The organism is Armatimonas sp. (assembly GCF_043757465.1).
Lineage (GTDB): Bacteria > Armatimonadota > Armatimonadia > Armatimonadales > Armatimonadaceae > Armatimonas.
In genome coordinates this window covers 1-17,006 of the sequence record NZ_JAYVPL010000014.1, presented here as the reverse complement: position 1 = coordinate 17,006, position 17,006 = coordinate 1, and the positions used below count along the sequence as shown (strand labels likewise).

13 protein-coding genes are annotated in these 17,006 nt (G+C 58.8%); 8 read left to right on the top strand and 5 right to left on the bottom strand.

What is annotated here, in order from left to right:
• Positions 1-15 precede the first annotated feature (15 nt).
• Entirely contained in the window at positions 16-1,722 is a 1,707-nt protein-coding gene (locus ACH2ED_RS01980) for a phosphodiester glycosidase family protein (RefSeq protein ID WP_395088511.1), read from the bottom strand.
• Positions 1,723-1,956: 234 nt separating this feature from the next.
• Here ACH2ED_RS01980 and ACH2ED_RS01975 point away from each other — a divergent pair, with 234 nt between their 5' ends.
• The 3 genes from ACH2ED_RS01975 to ACH2ED_RS01965 all read left to right on the top strand — a co-directional run bounded on the left by ACH2ED_RS01975 (position 1,957) and on the right by ACH2ED_RS01965 (position 7,421).
• Entirely contained in the window at positions 1,957-3,138 is a 1,182-nt protein-coding gene (locus ACH2ED_RS01975) for an ATP-binding protein (RefSeq protein ID WP_395088510.1), read from the top strand.
• A 73-nt stretch (positions 3,139-3,211) separates the two neighbouring features.
• The gene (locus tag ACH2ED_RS01970) at positions 3,212-6,529 is read left to right on the top strand and encodes an ATP-binding protein (protein ID WP_395088526.1); all 3,318 of its coding nucleotides are present in this window, start codon (positions 3,212-3,214) and stop codon (positions 6,527-6,529) included.
• Complete coding sequence (locus tag ACH2ED_RS01965) at positions 6,516-7,421, top strand: phosphodiester glycosidase family protein (protein ID WP_395088509.1); 906 nt, start codon at positions 6,516-6,518, stop codon at positions 7,419-7,421. Before ACH2ED_RS01970 ends, ACH2ED_RS01965 begins: the two co-directional genes overlap by 14 nt.
• Here the strand turns inward: ACH2ED_RS01965 and ACH2ED_RS01960 are convergent.
• The gene (locus tag ACH2ED_RS01960) at positions 7,418-8,209 is read right to left on the bottom strand and encodes a hypothetical protein (protein ID WP_395088508.1); all 792 of its coding nucleotides are present in this window, start codon (positions 8,207-8,209) and stop codon (positions 7,418-7,420) included. The genes ACH2ED_RS01965 and ACH2ED_RS01960 overlap by 4 nt on opposite strands.
• 3 nt (positions 8,210-8,212) lie before the next feature.
• Complete coding sequence (locus ACH2ED_RS01955; protein WP_395088507.1) at positions 8,213-9,112, bottom strand: hypothetical protein; 900 nt, start codon at positions 9,110-9,112, stop codon at positions 8,213-8,215.
• Positions 9,113-9,311: 199 nt separating this feature from the next.
• Here ACH2ED_RS01955 and ACH2ED_RS01950 point away from each other — a divergent pair, with 199 nt between their 5' ends.
• The 3 genes from ACH2ED_RS01950 to ACH2ED_RS01940 all read left to right on the top strand — a co-directional run bounded on the left by ACH2ED_RS01950 (position 9,312) and on the right by ACH2ED_RS01940 (position 12,482).
• The gene (locus tag ACH2ED_RS01950) at positions 9,312-10,019 is read left to right on the top strand and encodes a C40 family peptidase (protein ID WP_395088506.1); all 708 of its coding nucleotides are present in this window, start codon (positions 9,312-9,314) and stop codon (positions 10,017-10,019) included.
• A gap of 99 nt (positions 10,020-10,118) precedes the next feature.
• A complete protein-coding gene (locus tag ACH2ED_RS01945; RefSeq protein WP_395088505.1) occupies positions 10,119-11,276 on the top strand; it encodes a M48 family metalloprotease in 1,158 nt (385 codons plus the stop codon).
• Between the two features lie 6 nt (positions 11,277-11,282).
• On the top strand, positions 11,283-12,482 hold the full coding sequence (locus ACH2ED_RS01940) for a sensor histidine kinase (RefSeq protein WP_395088504.1): 1,200 nt from the start codon (positions 11,283-11,285) through the stop codon (positions 12,480-12,482).
• Here the strand turns inward: ACH2ED_RS01940 and ACH2ED_RS01935 are convergent.
• Entirely contained in the window at positions 12,457-13,008 is a 552-nt protein-coding gene (locus tag ACH2ED_RS01935; protein WP_395088503.1) for a GrpB family protein, read from the bottom strand. The genes ACH2ED_RS01940 and ACH2ED_RS01935 overlap by 26 nt on opposite strands.
• A 49-nt stretch (positions 13,009-13,057) precedes the next feature.
• A complete protein-coding gene (locus ACH2ED_RS01930; protein WP_395088502.1) occupies positions 13,058-13,972 on the bottom strand; it encodes an NlpC/P60 family protein in 915 nt (304 codons plus the stop codon).
• Between the two features lie 92 nt (positions 13,973-14,064).
• Here ACH2ED_RS01930 and ACH2ED_RS01925 point away from each other — a divergent pair, with 92 nt between their 5' ends.
• Together ACH2ED_RS01925 and ACH2ED_RS01920 are read left to right on the top strand one after the other, a co-directional pair.
• Complete coding sequence (locus ACH2ED_RS01925) at positions 14,065-14,814, top strand: hypothetical protein (RefSeq protein WP_395088501.1); 750 nt, start codon at positions 14,065-14,067, stop codon at positions 14,812-14,814.
• Positions 14,815-15,069: 255 nt separating this feature from the next.
• Positions 15,070-16,911, top strand: a complete 1,842-nt coding sequence (locus ACH2ED_RS01920; RefSeq protein WP_395088500.1) for a GDSL-type esterase/lipase family protein — start codon at positions 15,070-15,072, stop codon at positions 16,909-16,911.
• The last annotated feature ends 95 nt before the right edge of the window (positions 16,912-17,006 follow it).

Here is a 17,006-nt window from a genome sequence, read left to right as displayed (position 1 = left end):
TCGGGATATATTCGTTCAGGGTTTCGGTTTCACCGTGACACTCTGAAAGCGCTTTGTGGGCGATGAGAGCTTCACCTGACGCGCTCCTGGTGCTGTCGCCACATCCCACTGAATCGTGATTATCGCCTCGCCACGCGCACTTGTGGTGACCGGATTGGGCATTGCGATGCCCCCTGTGACAGCGAGCGTGATCCCTTCACCGCCCAGCCGATCTCCTTCACTATTGGCGAGGGTAACTGTCAGCACGGTCTGATCCTCGGAGAAAACGACCACTGGCACAAAGGCTGGCGTATCGAGCTTGGGCTCCGGCTTGGCACTTGGTTTTTTCCCCGCCTTGACCACCGTGAGCGGGATGCGTACTTGCTGCGCTCCTCGCCACAAAATCACTGTGCCCTTGCCTGGTCGCTGCGCGCGGAAGTTCCCCTCCTGATCCACAAACCCGACTCCGCCCTGTGTGGTCCACACCACGCTCGCGGGGTCAACATCCTCACGCAAGGCAAGCGTGTAGGTCTCCCCGACCTCGAGTTTTCGCTCCAGAGCGGGCGCAACCAGCTCCGAACTCGCCATCATGCCCTCATCGGCGAAGACCAGCAAGCTATCTGCCACGGGGCGCTCGACGCCCTCCGAGGGTGAGTTCGCCACGGCCCCACGAACCGCACACGCCGACGACCCACCCCCATCGAGATTAACCGCCTCCACCGCCCCTTGGGCAAGCAGGATCACCGCCAGCTCCGTCAGTGAAGCCCCACGAGAGAACCCGCTCTGCCGTCCATCTACAGTCACAAAAAGCAGTGTGCCCTCGGCGGTGATTCCGACAGCGGTGCGCGGGTGCCGAGTCGTGGAGAAACTCATGGCGATCTTCTCCGCGGGCAGATCCAATGCGAAACGTCCCCGGGAGAGCAAGCGCCCCGATCCCGTGACTGCCTGTGCAATCTTCGCCGAATCAAGCACCGGACTTCCTGCCAAGGGAGTCACTGCCAGGCGCAACAGCGCCCCCTCCCCTGGCCTGGCCCACGACTTCAGCCACGTTGCCAGCTCGCCTCCGCCCGAGAGCACCACGGTTCCCGGCTTGAGCGGCGTCAGCCCGCCCTCGCTTACCGAGGCGATATTTCCGACAAGCTGCGTCCCTGGCTTGAGCGGCAGTGCCACGCCTTCCAGGACCACCTCTACTCGCCCCTCAGTTCTAAGCGTTTTGTCTGCAAAGATCGGAGTGAAGAGCAGCAGCTCATCGCCTTTGCCCGGCTGGCGATTGAGCCCACTCAGCGGCTTGCCGTTTACCACTCCCTCAAACGAAAAGCGGGCTAGAGTCGCCGTGCCATCGTCCATCAGCACAAACGCGGTGCGGGGAAGCCCCGGCTCCGTGACCAGCTGGCCGTTCTCCACGTGCAGCCCGATGGGATTTCCCGCGAACGGAAAGAAGCTCGCGTTGATCCCCGCCACGGCTTTTCGCCGCGCGACGGTTTTCGAGGGAATCTCGCGCCCCAGAGTTGCATCATTGGCCCAAACGGTGCCGCCGCCCAGCGCGGCTTCCACACGCACGCCCTTAACTTTCGGGTCAATGCGCACCGTCGTCACCACCAGCGGCCCGTCTTTGTCGCCCTCAGGAGTCACTTCCTGAACCAGCTCCACGCCGGAGGCAATTTGCCGAACAATCACTTTCTTTCGGGAATGCGGCGACGAGACAAGCAGTAGCGCCATCAGCGCCACAAGCGGATTAAACATAGCACTATTCTACCCAGATTTCGCCTAATGGAATTAGGCGTCGAGGTGGCGCAAGCGCCGCAAAGCTCGTGCCGAGCTGAGATTTGGTAGCCCGGCACGGGCTTTGCGGCGGAGGAACGAAGCCATTGCAGATGCCGATTTCGATCGGCGAAAACGGGGCGAAAAATGCGTTTTCACGATATAATTCTCTGTGATTCTTTGATAGATCCAGACTATTTATTGAGAGGCTTTCACATGGAAGATAACGATCAGTGGCTTAAGACTGCCTTAGCGAAATCTGAGGAAAAACGCAACCAGCATCTTCTTACATTGATGCAGCAATGTGGTGTGGATCATCCTGACCTAATTCCCGGCTTTGTCTATATCCGACACCGTCCAGCCATGTACATTGGCGATACGGGAATACCTGGCTTCCACCATCTTTTTAAGGAGATTTTTGACAACTCCATTGAGGAAGTCATGGCTGGTCTTTGCAACCAAGTCTTGGTTACTGTGCATTCCGACGGGAGTCTGAGCGTCCGCGACAATGGCCGTGGGATTCCCTTGCAGCACTTGCGTGTCGTGTTGACCGAGTTACACGCAGGGGGGAAATTGCCCGCATCCAGAACGTATAAAATAGGTGGGGGCTTGCATGGAGTTGGAACGAGCTGTGTGAATGCGCTCTCCGAGTGGATGGAGGCGACGGTCTGGCAAGCGGGGCGACAAGTGACGATGCGGACGGAGCGGGGCAAGATTGTGGAGGAGCGAGAGGAAGCGTTCGATGCGCCGACGGGGACGCGAATTCGCTTCAAGCCCGACCCACAGATTTTTGGCGATAGTGCGTGGTCACCGGAGAGGCTTCTGGCGATCCTGCGGCAACAAGCGTTTCTGAATCCGAAGCTCACCCTAACGTTTACCGACGAAAGCCTGGGTTGCGATCCGCAGGTGCTGAATTTTCCTGGTGGGGTTGCGGAGTGGGCCATGGAGCATGCAGCGGCGCGGCGTCCGATCCATCAGAAAGTGATCGCGGGCTCTGGAAAGAAAGACGATGTCGCGGTGGATGTCGCGTTCTACTTTACCCAGGAAGACCCGGTCTGGCTGGCGTTTGGCAATGGCGTGCAGCTTGGGGTGATGGGCACGCCGGGGACGCCACTCACAGGGTTTCGGCAGGGTGTTGCACGGACACTGAGCAAGTGGGCGAAGCAGTATGGACGGGAGTTTGAGCCGCGCACGGCGCAGGCAGGGGTTGCCGTGATTCTCTCGGTGCGGGTGTACGATCCCGTCTTCAATGGGCCGATGAAAGACAGCCTGCAAAACCCGGAGGCTGCAAGCGCGGTGTGGGCGGTGACGGCGAAGGCGTTAGAGGCGCACTTGACACGATTCCCCGACGAGGCCGAGGCAATCGTTTCCGGAATGCTTGGGATTCAGGGAGTTTAGAGGCGCTTCATGGTAAAATCAAGAGGAGGATCAGGTATTGGCAAGCGATAAAGAGAACGAAATTTTAGGTGAGATGAACGAAGGCGACGAGGTAATCGAGACACCCAGCGTCCAGAAAATTGAGACGGTCTATGATGGCAATGCGATCTCAAAGCTGGAAGGCCTCGAAGCGGTGCGCCACCGTCCGGCGATGTATATCGGCGATACGGGCGTTCCTGGTCTCCACCATCTTTTCAAAGAGATTATTGATAACTCCATTGATGAAGTGCTCGCAGGGCACTGCACTGCAATCACGGTGATTCTGCACAAAGATCGCACGATCAGTGTCGAGGACAATGGGCGCGGCATCCCCGTGAGCATCAACACCAAGTCCGGCAAGCCGGGCGTCGAGCTAGCGCTGACCGAGCTACACGCAGGCGGGAAATTTGGCGGCGGTGGCTACAAGACCTCCGGTGGTCTGCACGGTGTCGGGGCGAGCTGTGTCAATGCGCTCTCCGAGTGGATGGAAACCACGGTCAAGCACGGTGGCAAGATCCATAGGATTCGCTTCGCACGTGGCAAAGTAACCAAGAAACTACACGTGATCGGGGACTGCGATCCAAACGAGACCGGCACCATGATGCGCTGGCTCGGTGACAACACGATCTTCACGAGCGCACTCAACGACGACGGCAAGCTCGCCTACTCCGCAGACCGTATCCGTACCCGTATCCGTGAGCTGTCGTATCTGAATAAAGAAGTCGCGATTACGTTTATTGACGAGCTCAACGACGAAGAACCCATTACCTATCATCACAAACGGGGAATCGCGGAGTATGTCGCGCACCTCAATGAGAACAAGGACCCGATCCACTCCCGCGTGATTTATTTCTACCGGGAGCGTGAGTACCGAGAGGGCGAGCACGCCCAGATCGAAATCGCGCTTCAGTACAATAAAGGCTACCAGGAGAATATCTACTCCTTCGCCAATAACATCAACACTCAAGACGGCGGCACGCACCTCTCGGGCTTCCAAACGGCGCTCACCCGCGTGGTGAACACCTATGCCCGCAAGGCGAACTATCTCAAGGAGAAAGACAACAACTTCTCTGGCGACGATGTTCGGGAGGGGCTGGTCGCGGTGATCTCCGTGCGTATCTCCAACCCACAGTTTGAAGGCCAGACCAAGAACAAGCTCGGTAACCCCGAGATTCAAGGGGTCACGAACTCCATTGTGGGCGAGGGACTGGCAGAATTCTTCGAGGAAAACCCCAATATAGCCAAGGCAGTGCTGGAAAAAGCGTCTATCGCACAGCGTGCTCGTGATGCGGCCCGAAAGGCAGCGGATCTAATCAAGCGCCAGAGCGCCATGGATGGCGGCGGTCTTCCCGGCAAGCTCGCAGACTGCATGGAAAAAGACGCGAGTAAGTGTGAATTATACATCGTCGAAGGCGACTCCGCCGGCGGCTGCTTCTCGGGAGACACTCGGGTCGCTCTGGTAGATGGCCGTAGCCTGAACTTTCTGGAGATTATTGCCGAGCAAGCAGAGGGTAAAGAGCATTTTTGCTACACCATGCGCCCGGATAAAACCGTCGGTGTGGAGCGCATTCTGCATCCGCGCCGCACCATGCAAAATGCAGCCGTGGTTCGGGTGACATTGGACAATGGTGAGAAGCTCGTCTGCACACCCGACCATCGCTTCCTGCTTCGTGACGGTTCATACAAGCCTGCTGTGGAACTCGCCTCCACAGACTCGCTCATGCCACTCTATCGGAAGCTCTCCGCTCGCACGCAGCCGGGCATCACGATTGATGGCTATGAAATGGTGTGGAGTCCTCGGTCAGATACCTGGCTGTTCACGCATCTGGTTGCGGACTGGTACAACCGCTGGAAGGGAGTCTACGTGCAAGCTGATGGCGAGCACTGCCATCACAAAGACTTCAATAAGCGCAACAACAACCCCACCAATCTGCAGCGTCTGGAAAAAAAGGCACATCTCGCTCTACACCGTGAGCATGTCAGCAAGACCCTCCATCGCCCTGAAGTGATTGAGGCGGGACGCAAACTTCGTCAGAGTAGCTCCTTCCGCAAAAAAATGAGTGCGCGAATGCAGGAGCCACAGACCCATGAGATTCTTTCGACAAATGCAAAAATGCAGTGGGAAAATGATACTTACAAAAACTATATGAAAGAAAGCTGGCAGGCTTTCTATCAGAGCACACCAGAGTACCAGGAGATAAATCGAGCGCAACTTGATGCCGCACAGCGCGAGTACTGGAGTAGCTCGGAGAATAGGCAACAACAGTCAGAGCGTACTCGTGCTCACTTCGCAAATAACCCGGAAGCACGAGAGCGCCTCGCGGAAGAAGCGAAAGCGCAGTGGGCCGATCAGAACCTGGTTGCCTGGCGACGGGGCAAGACACGAGAGCAGTGGACACCGGAATTTCGGGAGAAACGAAAAGCCACGCTGGCGCAAACCTACTACCACAAGAGCCTGAGTGCACTGAAAACCTGCGGAGGCGATATAGATGCCTATCAGGCACTGCGCATAAAAACACGGGATCGCTCTCTTCTGCGACCGGACACCCTCTGCGAGCGCTATTTTGAGGGGAAGCCGGAGCGCCTTCGGGAAGCCCTGGCTCATTTCAACCACCGTATTGTTTCCGTTGAGCCTCTGTCCGAAACCATAGATGTCTATGACATCGAGGTGCCGGGGACGCACAACTTCGCTCTGGAGAGCGGTGTCTTTGTCCACAATAGTGCGAAACAGGGACGGGATCGCCGCACGCAGGCAATTCTGCCCCTGCGCGGTAAGATTTTGTGTGTCGAGAAAGCACGCATTGATCGAGCACTCGACAACGACGGGATCAAGCAGCTCATCATGGCTATTGGTGCCGGACTCTCGCTCTCGACATCTACGGACGAGGAAAAAGACAAGGGCAATAACTTCGATCTGGCCAAGCTGCGCTACCATAAGATCATCATCATGGCTGATGCCGACGTGGACGGTGATCATATTCGCACGCTGCTGCTCAATTTTTTCTACCGCTACATGAAGCCACTCGTGGATCACGGGCATGTCTACGTTGCACAGCCGCCGCTCTACTCAATCCGCGTCGGTAAAGACCAGAAAATCTACGCCCGTACCGAAGCTGATCGAGATCGGATCTTGAAAGAGATCAAGAAGCGCGACACGCACGTCACCCGTTTTAAAGGACTGGGCGAGATGAACCCCGAGGATCTGGCGGACACGACCATGAACCCGGCCAATCGCATCCTGGCCCAGGTCACGGTCGAGGAGGCTGCCGAGGCGGATCATATGTTCACGGTTCTGCTGGGCGACAAAGTCGAGCCGCGCCGTGCCTTTATCGAAAAGTACGCCAAAGAGGTTAAGAACCTTGACTTCGTTTAAACGACGAAGCCTCACCTCTGGAGCCGCCGCATCCCTCGCGGCGGCTCTTTTGCTTACGGGGTGTACCCCGGAGCCGCCCACGGAGGTTAGTGTCGCAGAAGGCATCACCTTTCGCACCGACAAGGCCTCCGGCGCACAGACACTGACGGTAGACCGGACGCTCGCCCGTGTTCGACCGATTGTGGTCGCCGAAAAGCTTGAGAATCTACGCAACAATTGGGTGGGTGATGCTAAGACAGTTCACGAGTGGGCACAACAGTACGGTGCGGTTGCCGGCGTGAATGGTGGCTTCTTCGGGGACTCCTACGACTCTCTGGGACGGCGCAAGCAGCTCGTGCAGCTCTGTATCATCGAGGGGAAAGTCGTTGCACCGGGGACGCCTGTTGGATCAGCTCTCCGCTCCGCAATCGGCTTCACGCAGTCCGGCGAGGCGGAAATCGCCTGGGCCGTCGGGACGGAGAAAGACGGCACACGGCGCTACGAGAAAACTGTCAAGACCAAAAACGGCCTGACGTGGCGCATGGACTATGCCCTTGCCTGTGGCCCGCGCCTGATCCACCGGGGAAAGATAGATGTCGCAGATCGGGCGGAGAAACTTGTCAGCGATGTCCGAACGGGGCGAATGGCCGTGGCGGTGAGTGAGCGCTACCTGGTCTTCTGCCGCGCCGATGCCATGACCTACGGTGAGATCGCCCGCACGCTCGTGGAGTTCTTCAAAACGACACTGCAGAGTTCACCCGACGAGGCGATGTGCCTGGACGGTGGCCCATCCGCGCAGATGGTCTACCAGGACGGCGGCGGGCTGAAAGATGTCGAGCCCACCGGCGTCCAGGTTCCCACTTCGATCTTATTGGTACCGGTTTCCTCTGAAGCCGTGAAAATGCCGCGCTAGCCGCGTCCCGGCATCATCGGCATGCTGGGAGCCACGTAAGGCACTTGCTTATAGCCCGCAGGCGTGGCAAAGAGGCTGTCGGGGAGCGGGGCTTCGGAGAGAGTGGTGGTTTTCATGGTCACCGTCATCTGCCGCCCCATCACGTCCTGGGTCATGGTGGTCTGTAGCGGAATCCCCTTGACGGACTTCATCTTCTCAGTCATGTCCTTCACAAAGGGCATACTGGCAGCACCGGCGGGCATCGCCTGGCTCATTGCGGCTCCGGAGAGCGTGATACCGGAAAACTCTGCTGTCCAGAGCTCAGTTTTGCTGGTGATCGGAGGTATCTGCGGGACATCACCTTTGGGGGCATCTTTGGCTGCCGCGTTCTTCATGCCTAGCTTGACTGTCATTGTCATGAGATACTGCTGGGTCTTTTTGCCCTGAATAGTCTGGGTTTTCCCGGTGGGCTTAACACTCACATCGGCCTTGATATCCATCATGGCGAGCATGGGATTCATGGCCTTTGCCGCAGTGTCTTTAGGAATGACCTGGTAGGTTTTCTTCTCGGGGTTCAGCATCAAAATGCGCTGCCCGTCGAAGATCGTCACCCGCCCCCCTGACTCCGTACGAGTTCGGTTACCCTTATAGTACATTGTCACCGTGGGAGTCTTGGGCGCACCGCCTTCTTTCTGGACGCGCTTTCCCAGATCACCGCCCATAGTCGTCTGCTGAACCAGTTTCAGGTCCGCACTCGCTGCTGCACTGAGTGTCAGTGCAGCAGCGAGTGTAATGATGCTTTTACGCATGAGCTACCCTCCAAAACCGGGGATCTGTGGCATCTCGTAGGGAACCTTCTTGAGGCCCGTAGGAACCACAAAGAGACTCTCGGGAAGCTCCGCCTCGCTTAGCTCAACCACCTCGGTCTTGTTCGTGACCGGCTTGGAGAGATCAGCCCCCTGTGCCTCCGCAAACGGGCTCTGGATCTTAATTTTCATGTTTGTCAGAAGCGAAAAACCTTTGATCTGTGCCATGGTTGCTGTCAGGCTTTTCATGCCGGGCATGTTGTTCATCATCTTCATCATGCCTCCCATCATTCCACCACCAATTCCGGGCAACTGGGGCGCGTTGGATTTTCCCGCCGTGTCAGGGAGCTGGATCTCTTCACTGGTCCACTGCTCGCCTTCCATGGAGATATTAGCAACCTCAGCGCCCTCTTCGCCGCCCTTCATGCTCATGCTCATGGTCGCTGTCCAGAGGTAATCCGTGGCTTTCTTACCCGCGATCACTCGCTCATGGCCGCCCTTCTTGACATCGCTCTTGACCTTCATCTCAAGCATCTCAAGAAAACCCGCGGCGGGACCTGCGCCCTCGGTGAGCTGCTTGGTCATGTCCGCAATCTTGACAACGGAGTAGGTTTTCTTCTTCGGATCAATCCGTGTGACAGTGCCTGCCGTATTGTCCGTAATTGTGATAGCACCCGTCGCTTCCTCGACGCGGGTCTTGCTTCCCTTGTAGTAGGTGATTGTCTGGAGCGCCTCGCCGGGCTTGGGAAGGGGCACATTTGCTCCAAGCCCGCCACCCAATCCGCCCATCGCGGGAGCATCCATTGTCATCTTGGAGACGACCTTCAGGTCCGCACGCGCACTCCCCGCCAGCGCCAGCAAAACTAGACCGGGCACCAGTGCCCGTTGCATTTGATTAAAAAACATCGCAGAAATTACCTCTCTTTCAATTTTCATGTTCCTAAGTTACTGAGGAGGATACCTCATTTCGGGCACAATTAGTTCCACAAAAAACAGTGTCCTAAGTCACATCTTCTCTTGACAACTCCTATGTCCAAAGGTTACACTCAGTCCGGCGATAGGCCAAAACAGGACCGCTAAGGATCTAAGGATAAGGAACGAAATATTGACGCGCTTTAGTACGAACCGCCTGCAGACACAACTCACCATCGCAATCTCTCTGTTTGCTCTCACCACAACGGGCTTTGCCTCCCCCCAAAACCGCACTCGCTTCGAGGGTGCCGTCCACCCTAAGGTCACTGCCACTCCCAAGCCCAAAGTTGCTCCCAAGCCCGCTCCCGCCGCGGCCCCTACTGACCCAGAGGACGAGAGCACGATCAATGTCACCCTGGAAACAGGCGACGAAGAACTCGACCACACTCTTGGCGCCACCGAAGACACTATTGGCAAGAGCCGTGCAGCCCTCGAAGGTAGCCTCGGGCCGCGCAATGGCCGCACCGGCAGTAGCTCCAAGCTCATCTCCCGTGCTCTCTCCTACCGAGGCGCTCGTTACAGCTTTGGGGCATCGGGCACCAACGGCGTTTTTGACTGCTCCAGCTTTGTGCAGCATTTGATGCGCGGTGAGGGAGTCTCCCTTCCCCGGACGGCACGTGAGCAGTTTGGCACCGGCAAGAAAATCTCCCGCAATGAGCTTCTGCCTGGCGATGTCGTCTTCTTCGCGGGCACCTACCGCTCCGGAATCTCCCATGTTGGGATGTATGTCGGTAATGGTATGTTCGTCCACGCCGCCAGTACCAAGCGTGGTGTGGTGATGGATCCTCTCGATCTTCCCTACTACAATAGTAAGTTCGCAGGAGCCCGCCGCTTCAAGTAGGAAGCTTTTGTAGCACTTTCCGGACGAAGCGCAGTCGCTTCGTCCGTTTGTTTTTTGGAACAATTCTCTCTACAATGCCGTAGAATAGAGTAGGTCACCATGAAACGCAAAGTCGCCCTTCTTATTCAACACAAAGCTGCTCTTTTTGCAACCGCGCTCTGTCTGGCCCTGCCTACCGCTTGGGTGTATGGGCAGGAGAAGAAACCTGCCCTCCCCCTTGAAGACCCTGAGGTGAAGATGGGGCGTGAGGCGCACGAGGAGATGATCAAGAGCGGACTCAAGCTCGTGAGCGATCCTGCACTCGTCAAGCGTGTCGAGACCATTGGGCAGAAGCTGGCAGCGCTTGCTAACCAGACCCCTATCCCCGCTCTCTACGGCACGGAAAACAAGCTGACGCGTCCTCTGAACTACCGCTTCTTTATCGTGGATGACCCGGACACCAATGCCTTTGCGCTTCCCGGAGGCTTTGTCTACGTCAACAAGGGGCTTCTTAAGTACACCCAGTCCGACGATGAGCTGGCGGGTGTGATGGGGCATGAGATTATCCACGCAGCCCATAGCCACGGCGCGAAGCTCCAGCGGGAGCAGAGTAAGCTCAATACCCAGATGGCTGTCGCGGCCCTCGGGGCGATTCTTGCCAAGGTGCCGATGCAGGACACGGGCAATCTGCTCACGGGTTTTCAGCTTCTGGCGATTCAGAAAGTCAATGGCTACGGCCAGACCGCGGAGAAAGATGCGGACCAGGGGGGGATCATCCTGGCACAGAAGGCGGGCTTCAATCCCGTGGGGATGCTGACCTTTATGGAGCGCCTCGCCCGTGACCAGCGTAGCCACCCCGATGTGGAGATGGGAATCTTCCGAACGCACCCCCCCGAAAAAGTCCGCGCCGTGGCTATGATCGCGCAGATTTCCCAGATGGGCCTCCCGATCAACCGCCGCTCGACAGCCAGTATTCTTAAAGTTACAACCCGTGTTGACGGCTCCATGACAGAGGTATTACTCGATGGAAAGCTCTTCTTGCGCACGGTGAAACCCGAGCGCGCAAAAGAGATCGCCACTGCACTGGATAAGGCGCTGGATCAGGAGCTACAGGTCTATGATGTTCGTAAGCAGGGCTCCGCGATCCAGATCCGTGGGGAGCATTTGGTGACACTCGAAACGGGCGATGGCACACTGGCCCCCGATAAGCTTGCCGATGATGCCTGTAAGATGCTGCGCCTCTCGCTTTACCGCTACGTCCTCAACGGAACGCTCTAGCTCCCCATGCGCACCCTGACTCGCCGTGCGCGCCGTCTGAGTGCGCAGGTTCGGCGCAACCCCAATGGAATCTACTGGGCCTGCGTGGTCGGGATTGTGGTCTGGGCCTTCTTCCGTGCTTATGGGATAGACACCGGTGCTCCCCCGATCCAGCTCCAGCCCTTTCTGGGAGTGCTCAGCCTCACCGCAGTCAACTTAGCGATCCGCAACTGGGCCTCGTCGCGGCGGGACCACGGTGGGATTGCAGCACGGGTCTACTACGGGCTGGGCTGGCTCTTTGTCAGCATGGACCTGATCTGTATCGCGCTCGGGCTGCGTTTCTCGGGCGGGCTGCACAGCGCAATCTGGGTAGTGGCGTTTGTGGTGCTCGCCGGAGAGACCTTGCTGGAGAACCGAACCGAGGCGACCATCACACGTTCCGGTGCCTGCGTGGCGCTCTTTCTGGGAACCGTGCCGTCACCGTCCACACACCCGGACTGGAGCGCCTATGTGCTGGAGATGTTCGTCCGAATGGGCCTCTTGCTCTCCGTGAGCTCCGTGGTGCGGCGGCTTCGGGAGCGCTCGGAGCAGGTCTCGGTCGAGCTGGCGAACCTCAAGTCCGAGCTAGGGCTGGCCGAGCAGCGCTCGTCGCTCTCCCGTGAGATCCACGACGGAGTTGGCAATAGCCTGGCCGCCGCCGTTCTGCACCTAGAGCTGGCCGCCCGTGTCCGTGAGAAAGCCGATCCCGCCGATGCAAGTATCGCAGTGCTCAAAGACGAGGCCCAGGCGCTTCGTGAGGCGATGCAGCAGGTTCGCGACTGGACTTTTTTCAACCGTCCCTGGTCCACCGAGGTCTCCCTGGCCGCCGAAGCGGAGCGGCTCTCCCGGCGCACGGGCCTACCGATCACCACTGCGGGCTCCGAGCTGCTCAATGGCCTGCCCGAGCAGATCCGCCTCACCGTGCTCCGGGTCGCGCAGGAGGGACTCACCAATGCCGCCAAGCACGCCGCAACTGCCACCCACGCAACCGCCACTCTCACCCGCGCAAGTAAGACTCTCACCCTGATCCTCCACGACGACGGCCCGGGCTTCGATGTGGAGGCGCATGGCACCGGCATTGGCCTCGCGACCATGCGAGAGCGCGCCGAGGGGCTAGGAGGCGAGCTTCAAATCGAGAGCGGAACAGGCGCGGGGACGAAGATCACACTCCGCCTCCCCCTTCGTTAGCTATCTCCACCCCACAGGTACCTTTGAACGAAGCCAGGACTCGTGCGATGAACGGCGATTTTGCCTTTGTGTAGGCGGCCTTGTCTTCGCTGTACCGCGCGGCAAGCTGTCTTTTGAGCGTCGCGTATTCTTGTGAGAGTTCAGGGTTCTTTCGCAGCGCCTCCCTGAAGGCAAGGTGCCTGAGCCAGATAGCGCCGCCTTGTACGACAGCATGGAGATGGATTCGCAGCTGAGAACCCTCTGGACGTACAAAGTAGCGGCGCTCCGGAATCTCCGTTTCGTACTCTGGCCGGTACCGATAGCCGAGGTTTGCGAGGCCATCGGCCCTAGCCATGACCACCGCCAAGTCTTGCGCACCGAGCAGGATGTCAAGTACTGGCTTCGCACAAAGCTCTGGGACTGACGTACTGCCGATGTGTTCAATGCACACAGGATCCGACTCGAATATCGGTACGAGTTCCGCCGCCACCTCGTTGAACTGCGAGGGCCAAGTAGCTTGGTATTCAAGGAGGATGACGGACTGCATGAGTGGTTTTGTGCAGCCAAACGCTCGTTGGGAGTTGGTCTGGTTTGACTTAGTCTCGGCGAATGGCGACGAGTTTGTTGACATAGGACTTGAAGAGCGGGTCAACGTCCACGCACTTGTGGTTGCTGGACGCGTGGATAAAGAAACCCTCGCCGATGTAGATACCGGTGTGCGTGATGGTCGCGCCGCCCTTCATCGCAAAGTACAGGCGGTCCCCGGCGACCAGCTCACCCGTATCGGTGATCTTCTTGCCCTGAGTGACCTGATCACCCGAGTGGCGTGGAAGGGAAACCCCGACGGTGGAGAAGACATTTTTGACGAACGCGGAGCAGTCCAGCCCGGCGCGCGAGTTCCCCGCCCAGACATACGGCGCACCCATGTAGCTAAACGCCTCACGGAGAACCTGGCGCTGCTTCTCATCCAGACCACCACGCTCTGCCAGCTCACTGGAGGTTCCCCTAGGCTGCTCCTTGGGCGCTTCCAGGGTGACTTCGGTGTTGTAGTCGAGTAGCTGCACGGCGTTTTTATCTACCCAACCAATGGTGCTATTGACCATCAGGACACCGTAAAGATCATCCATCTCCGAGAGAATCGCCAGGGTCTGACCACGTGTTGCGGTCGAGAGCATCTTGCTGGTTGCGGCGCGTGCGGAACGGATGGCCACCGAGTCAAAGACGACTTTACCCGGGCGAACGGTCACGGTCATCGGGGCAGCCTGGGGCTCCTGGGGGCGCCCAGCACGACTAGCAAGCGCTCCACGGTTGGGGGCGGGAGTGCTTGTTTTTGAAGGAGCTTGCTTCGAGTTTGTGGCAGCCGGTGCGGAGATACCCCGTGTCGCGGCGGACGACAGAGCCGCCCCCGTGTTCACGGTCACATCCAGTGAGGAGCTACTTTGTGCGCTTGCGGCAGTGGCGAGCGCAAGAGTCAGTGTCAGAAGAGGCAGAGTGCCAGCGGTTATCTTCACAACAACGATTATCGGCGAAAAACTTTTTGATTGCAAGGGTAAAAACAGCAAAGGTGAAGGAATTTGCACAACAATCTCTCTAATAGTGCATCATGCGCCCTTTAGCCTCTGGCTTTGTTCTTGCCTGCTTGGGTGGATTTGCGGCACTGGCTCTGGTGATGCGCCTCACGCGCCGCCCCGCGGCCTCGCACGAGCACCCTGAGTTCCCCCGCACCAATACGTGGCATCTGAGCGGCACGTGCATCATTGGGGGCAAATCGCTTCCCTGGGAGGTCTGGGGTCAAGCGGAGCCCGCTTTTCAGTACGAGCGGCGCGGCGCGGCGATCCGCACCTCGACTGTTTCCTCAAGCGAGATACTGCTACCGCCTCTGCCGAATGCCACGCAAGTCCTGCTCCGAGGGCTTCCGGCGAGTGGTCGGAACCATCTTGCCACACTTGCCCAATCGGCACAGAAAGAAAAAGATCTCCTCACGGGCCTGGCCACACGCTACGTGGTGAAAGACCGCAAGACGGGGCAGCCGCTCGGTGCGCTTGCCGCGCACTACAACCAGCCCCTCCCAGAGGCGCTACGCGAGCCGCTCAGCGCACCGGGTGCACTTGTGTATCGCCTCCTGCCACAGCCCCCCAATGCCCCTCCGCAGAGCCAGACCTTCGCCTACGGGGTGACGGTGCAGGGCAAAGTGATCGAGCAAGACCGTGAGGGCAATATCCGGCTCGCCCTGTCTGCCCACCCGAGTTCGAAGCCACCCCTCGCACTCACGGCAGCCGTGAGCGTCTCGGAAGACAATAGACGTATCGAGGAGCCGATGGTATCTGGCTGCGCCTGGTGCCCCTCGGCCTGAAAACCTCTCGCCCAAAAACCATCCGGGTCTCTGTTTGGGTAGAGCCCGCGCTCCGCTCCGACGCAGCCCAGCTCCTCCCAGATGCCCGCCTCAACCGTGGAAGAGTCTGGTTAACACTTCCCCTCCCCGCCAGCACCACCCCGCAGCTTCTTGCGTCCCCCGCTCTAATTGCCAAACAGCGCCAAATCTACCAGAATGTTTTCGTGGCCAAAGCCCCCACTCCCCGTCGCACGGGAACTACCGTATACTGACCGTATGGACCGAGTGACGGATTGGTTTGGGTTTCGACGCGTGTTTTTCACCGTTGCGGGTAGAGAGGGCTTTCTCACGGAGCCAAAAATTCCCCAGTCCGGCAAGCCCTGGATCTGGCGAGCCTCGTTTCCCGACTTCCACGCTGAGATAGACAAGGCGCTGCTCGCCGCGGGCTGGCATATCGGCTACCTTGAAACTGGCGAAATGCTGGGCTGTGATGGTGCGCTTGACCTCTGGGACGCCTTCTACGACGAAGTGACAAAGAATCGGGGGCTGGCTGCCAAACCCGCACTCGAAGCCGTGAGCCGAGGAGGGCTCTATGCCTTTCGCTACGCCGCCCGTCACCCCGAGCGAGTCGCCGCGCTCTACGCTGACACGCCCGTTTTAGACATCAAGAGCTGGCCCGGCGGCAAGGGAAAGGGCGTGGGAGCCCCTAGTGTCTGGAAGATCGCCTTCGAGCGCTATGGCTTTTTGTCGGAGGCAGAGGCCCTGGCCTACGCGAAAAACCCGCTGGACTTGCTTCCCGTGCTCGCGAAGGCTAAGATCCCCCTGCGGCACGTGATTAGCCTCAGCGATAAAGTCGTTCCCGCCGAGGAAAACACACTGGAAGCGCAACGGCGTCTCAAAAAGCGGGGCGTGAGTATGGAGCTAGTTACCGTGGCGGAGGGAACACCCGAGAGCCAGGGCCACCACTTCCCGCTGCCCGCCGTGCAGGAGAGCGCGGAGTTTTTCAAGCGCCACACGCAAGGCAAGAGCTACCACACGCTGCGACGTGGGCTGAAGGCGTTTGGTCCGAGGGCGACGGTCGCGTTTCTCGGTGGCTCGATTACGTTCTCACAGAACGGCTGGCGCGACCGGGTGGAGCAGTGGCTCGTCGCGCGCTTCCCGCAGACACAGTTCACGTTTATCCGCGCCGGGATTCCGTCGCTGGGCTCCGTGCCGCATGCCTTCCGACTGGAAAGTGATGTGCTGGCACAGGGCAAGCCCGATCTGCTTTTTGTCGAGGCGGCTGTCAACGACCCGAGCAACTTCACCACGCCGGACAAGATGGTGCGCGGGATGGAGGGGGTTGTGCGCCATCTTCGGCAGACACTCCCCGGCTGTGATATCGTCCATTTGCACTTCGCCATGCCCGAGCACCTAGCCGACTGGAAAGCAGGCAAGACCCCGCAGGCTGTGGCCCAACACGAGAAAGTTGCAGAACGCTACGGGAACCCGTCGTTGGACCTTACCCGTGAGGTGGCGGAGCGAATCGCCTCCGGTGAGTTCACGTGGGAGGGCGACTTCCGGGACCTACATCCCGCTCCTTTTGGGCACCAGCTCTACGCCAACAGTATTACGCGCTTGCTGGATGCGGCGCTGAATGCGCCGCGCACGCCGCAGCCGCTCCCCCTGCCCCGTCCTGTGGATAACAGAAGCTACGCCGCCGGGCGCTATGTGTTGCCCAGTGAGGCCACGCAGCTCTCCGGCTTCGCGCTGGACCCCGCGTGGCAGCCCACCGATGGCAAGGGAACTCGCGAGGGCTTCGTGCGGGTGCCCGCGCTCGTCGCCACCGTGCCGGGAAGCCACTTCACGCTCAAGTTCACAGGGCAGACGGTGGGCCTCATGATCGCTGCGGGGCCGGACACGGGCATTGTGGAGTGTCACATTGACGGCAAGCCACACGCCGCGAGTGCTATTGACACTTTTACTCCCTGGAGTTCTGGTCTGCACCTGCCCTGGGCCGTGATCCTCGCCGATGACCTCAAGCTCGGCGAGCACACGCTCACGCTGACACTCTTGGCAAAGCACAACCCAAAGGCGACGGGCACCGCGCTACGAATCGTCTATTTTCTGGTGGCTTAACTCCAGTCATGGGTTGAAACTCCCGGTGTAGAATGAGTTTGACAACCAAACCTACCCCAGGAGTTTCCCCATGAGTATAGCCCAATCAGACACTG

Bases quoted from the DNA above. Each gene is read 5' to 3' on its own strand.
- ACH2ED_RS01980 (WP_395088511.1), bottom strand. From the start codon at position 1,722: ATGTTTAATCCGCTTGTGGCGCTGATGGCGCTACTGCTTGTCTCGTCG.
- ACH2ED_RS01975 (WP_395088510.1), top strand. From the start codon at position 1,957: ATGGAAGATAACGATCAGTGGCTTAAGACTGCCTTAGCGAAATCTGAG.
- ACH2ED_RS01970 (WP_395088526.1), top strand. From the start codon at position 3,212: ATGAACGAAGGCGACGAGGTAATCGAGACACCCAGCGTCCAGAAAATT.
- ACH2ED_RS01960 (WP_395088508.1), bottom strand. From the start codon at position 8,209: ATGCGTAAAAGCATCATTACACTCGCTGCTGCACTGACACTCAGTGCA.
- ACH2ED_RS01955 (WP_395088507.1), bottom strand. From the start codon at position 9,112: ATGTTTTTTAATCAAATGCAACGGGCACTGGTGCCCGGTCTAGTTTTG.
- ACH2ED_RS01945 (WP_395088505.1), top strand. From the start codon at position 10,119: ATGAAACGCAAAGTCGCCCTTCTTATTCAACACAAAGCTGCTCTTTTT.
- ACH2ED_RS01940 (WP_395088504.1), top strand. From the start codon at position 11,283: ATGCGCACCCTGACTCGCCGTGCGCGCCGTCTGAGTGCGCAGGTTCGG.
- ACH2ED_RS01935 (WP_395088503.1), bottom strand. From the start codon at position 13,008: ATGCAGTCCGTCATCCTCCTTGAATACCAAGCTACTTGGCCCTCGCAG.
- ACH2ED_RS01925 (WP_395088501.1), top strand. From the start codon at position 14,065: ATGCGCCCTTTAGCCTCTGGCTTTGTTCTTGCCTGCTTGGGTGGATTT.
- ACH2ED_RS01920 (WP_395088500.1), top strand. From the start codon at position 15,070: ATGGACCGAGTGACGGATTGGTTTGGGTTTCGACGCGTGTTTTTCACC.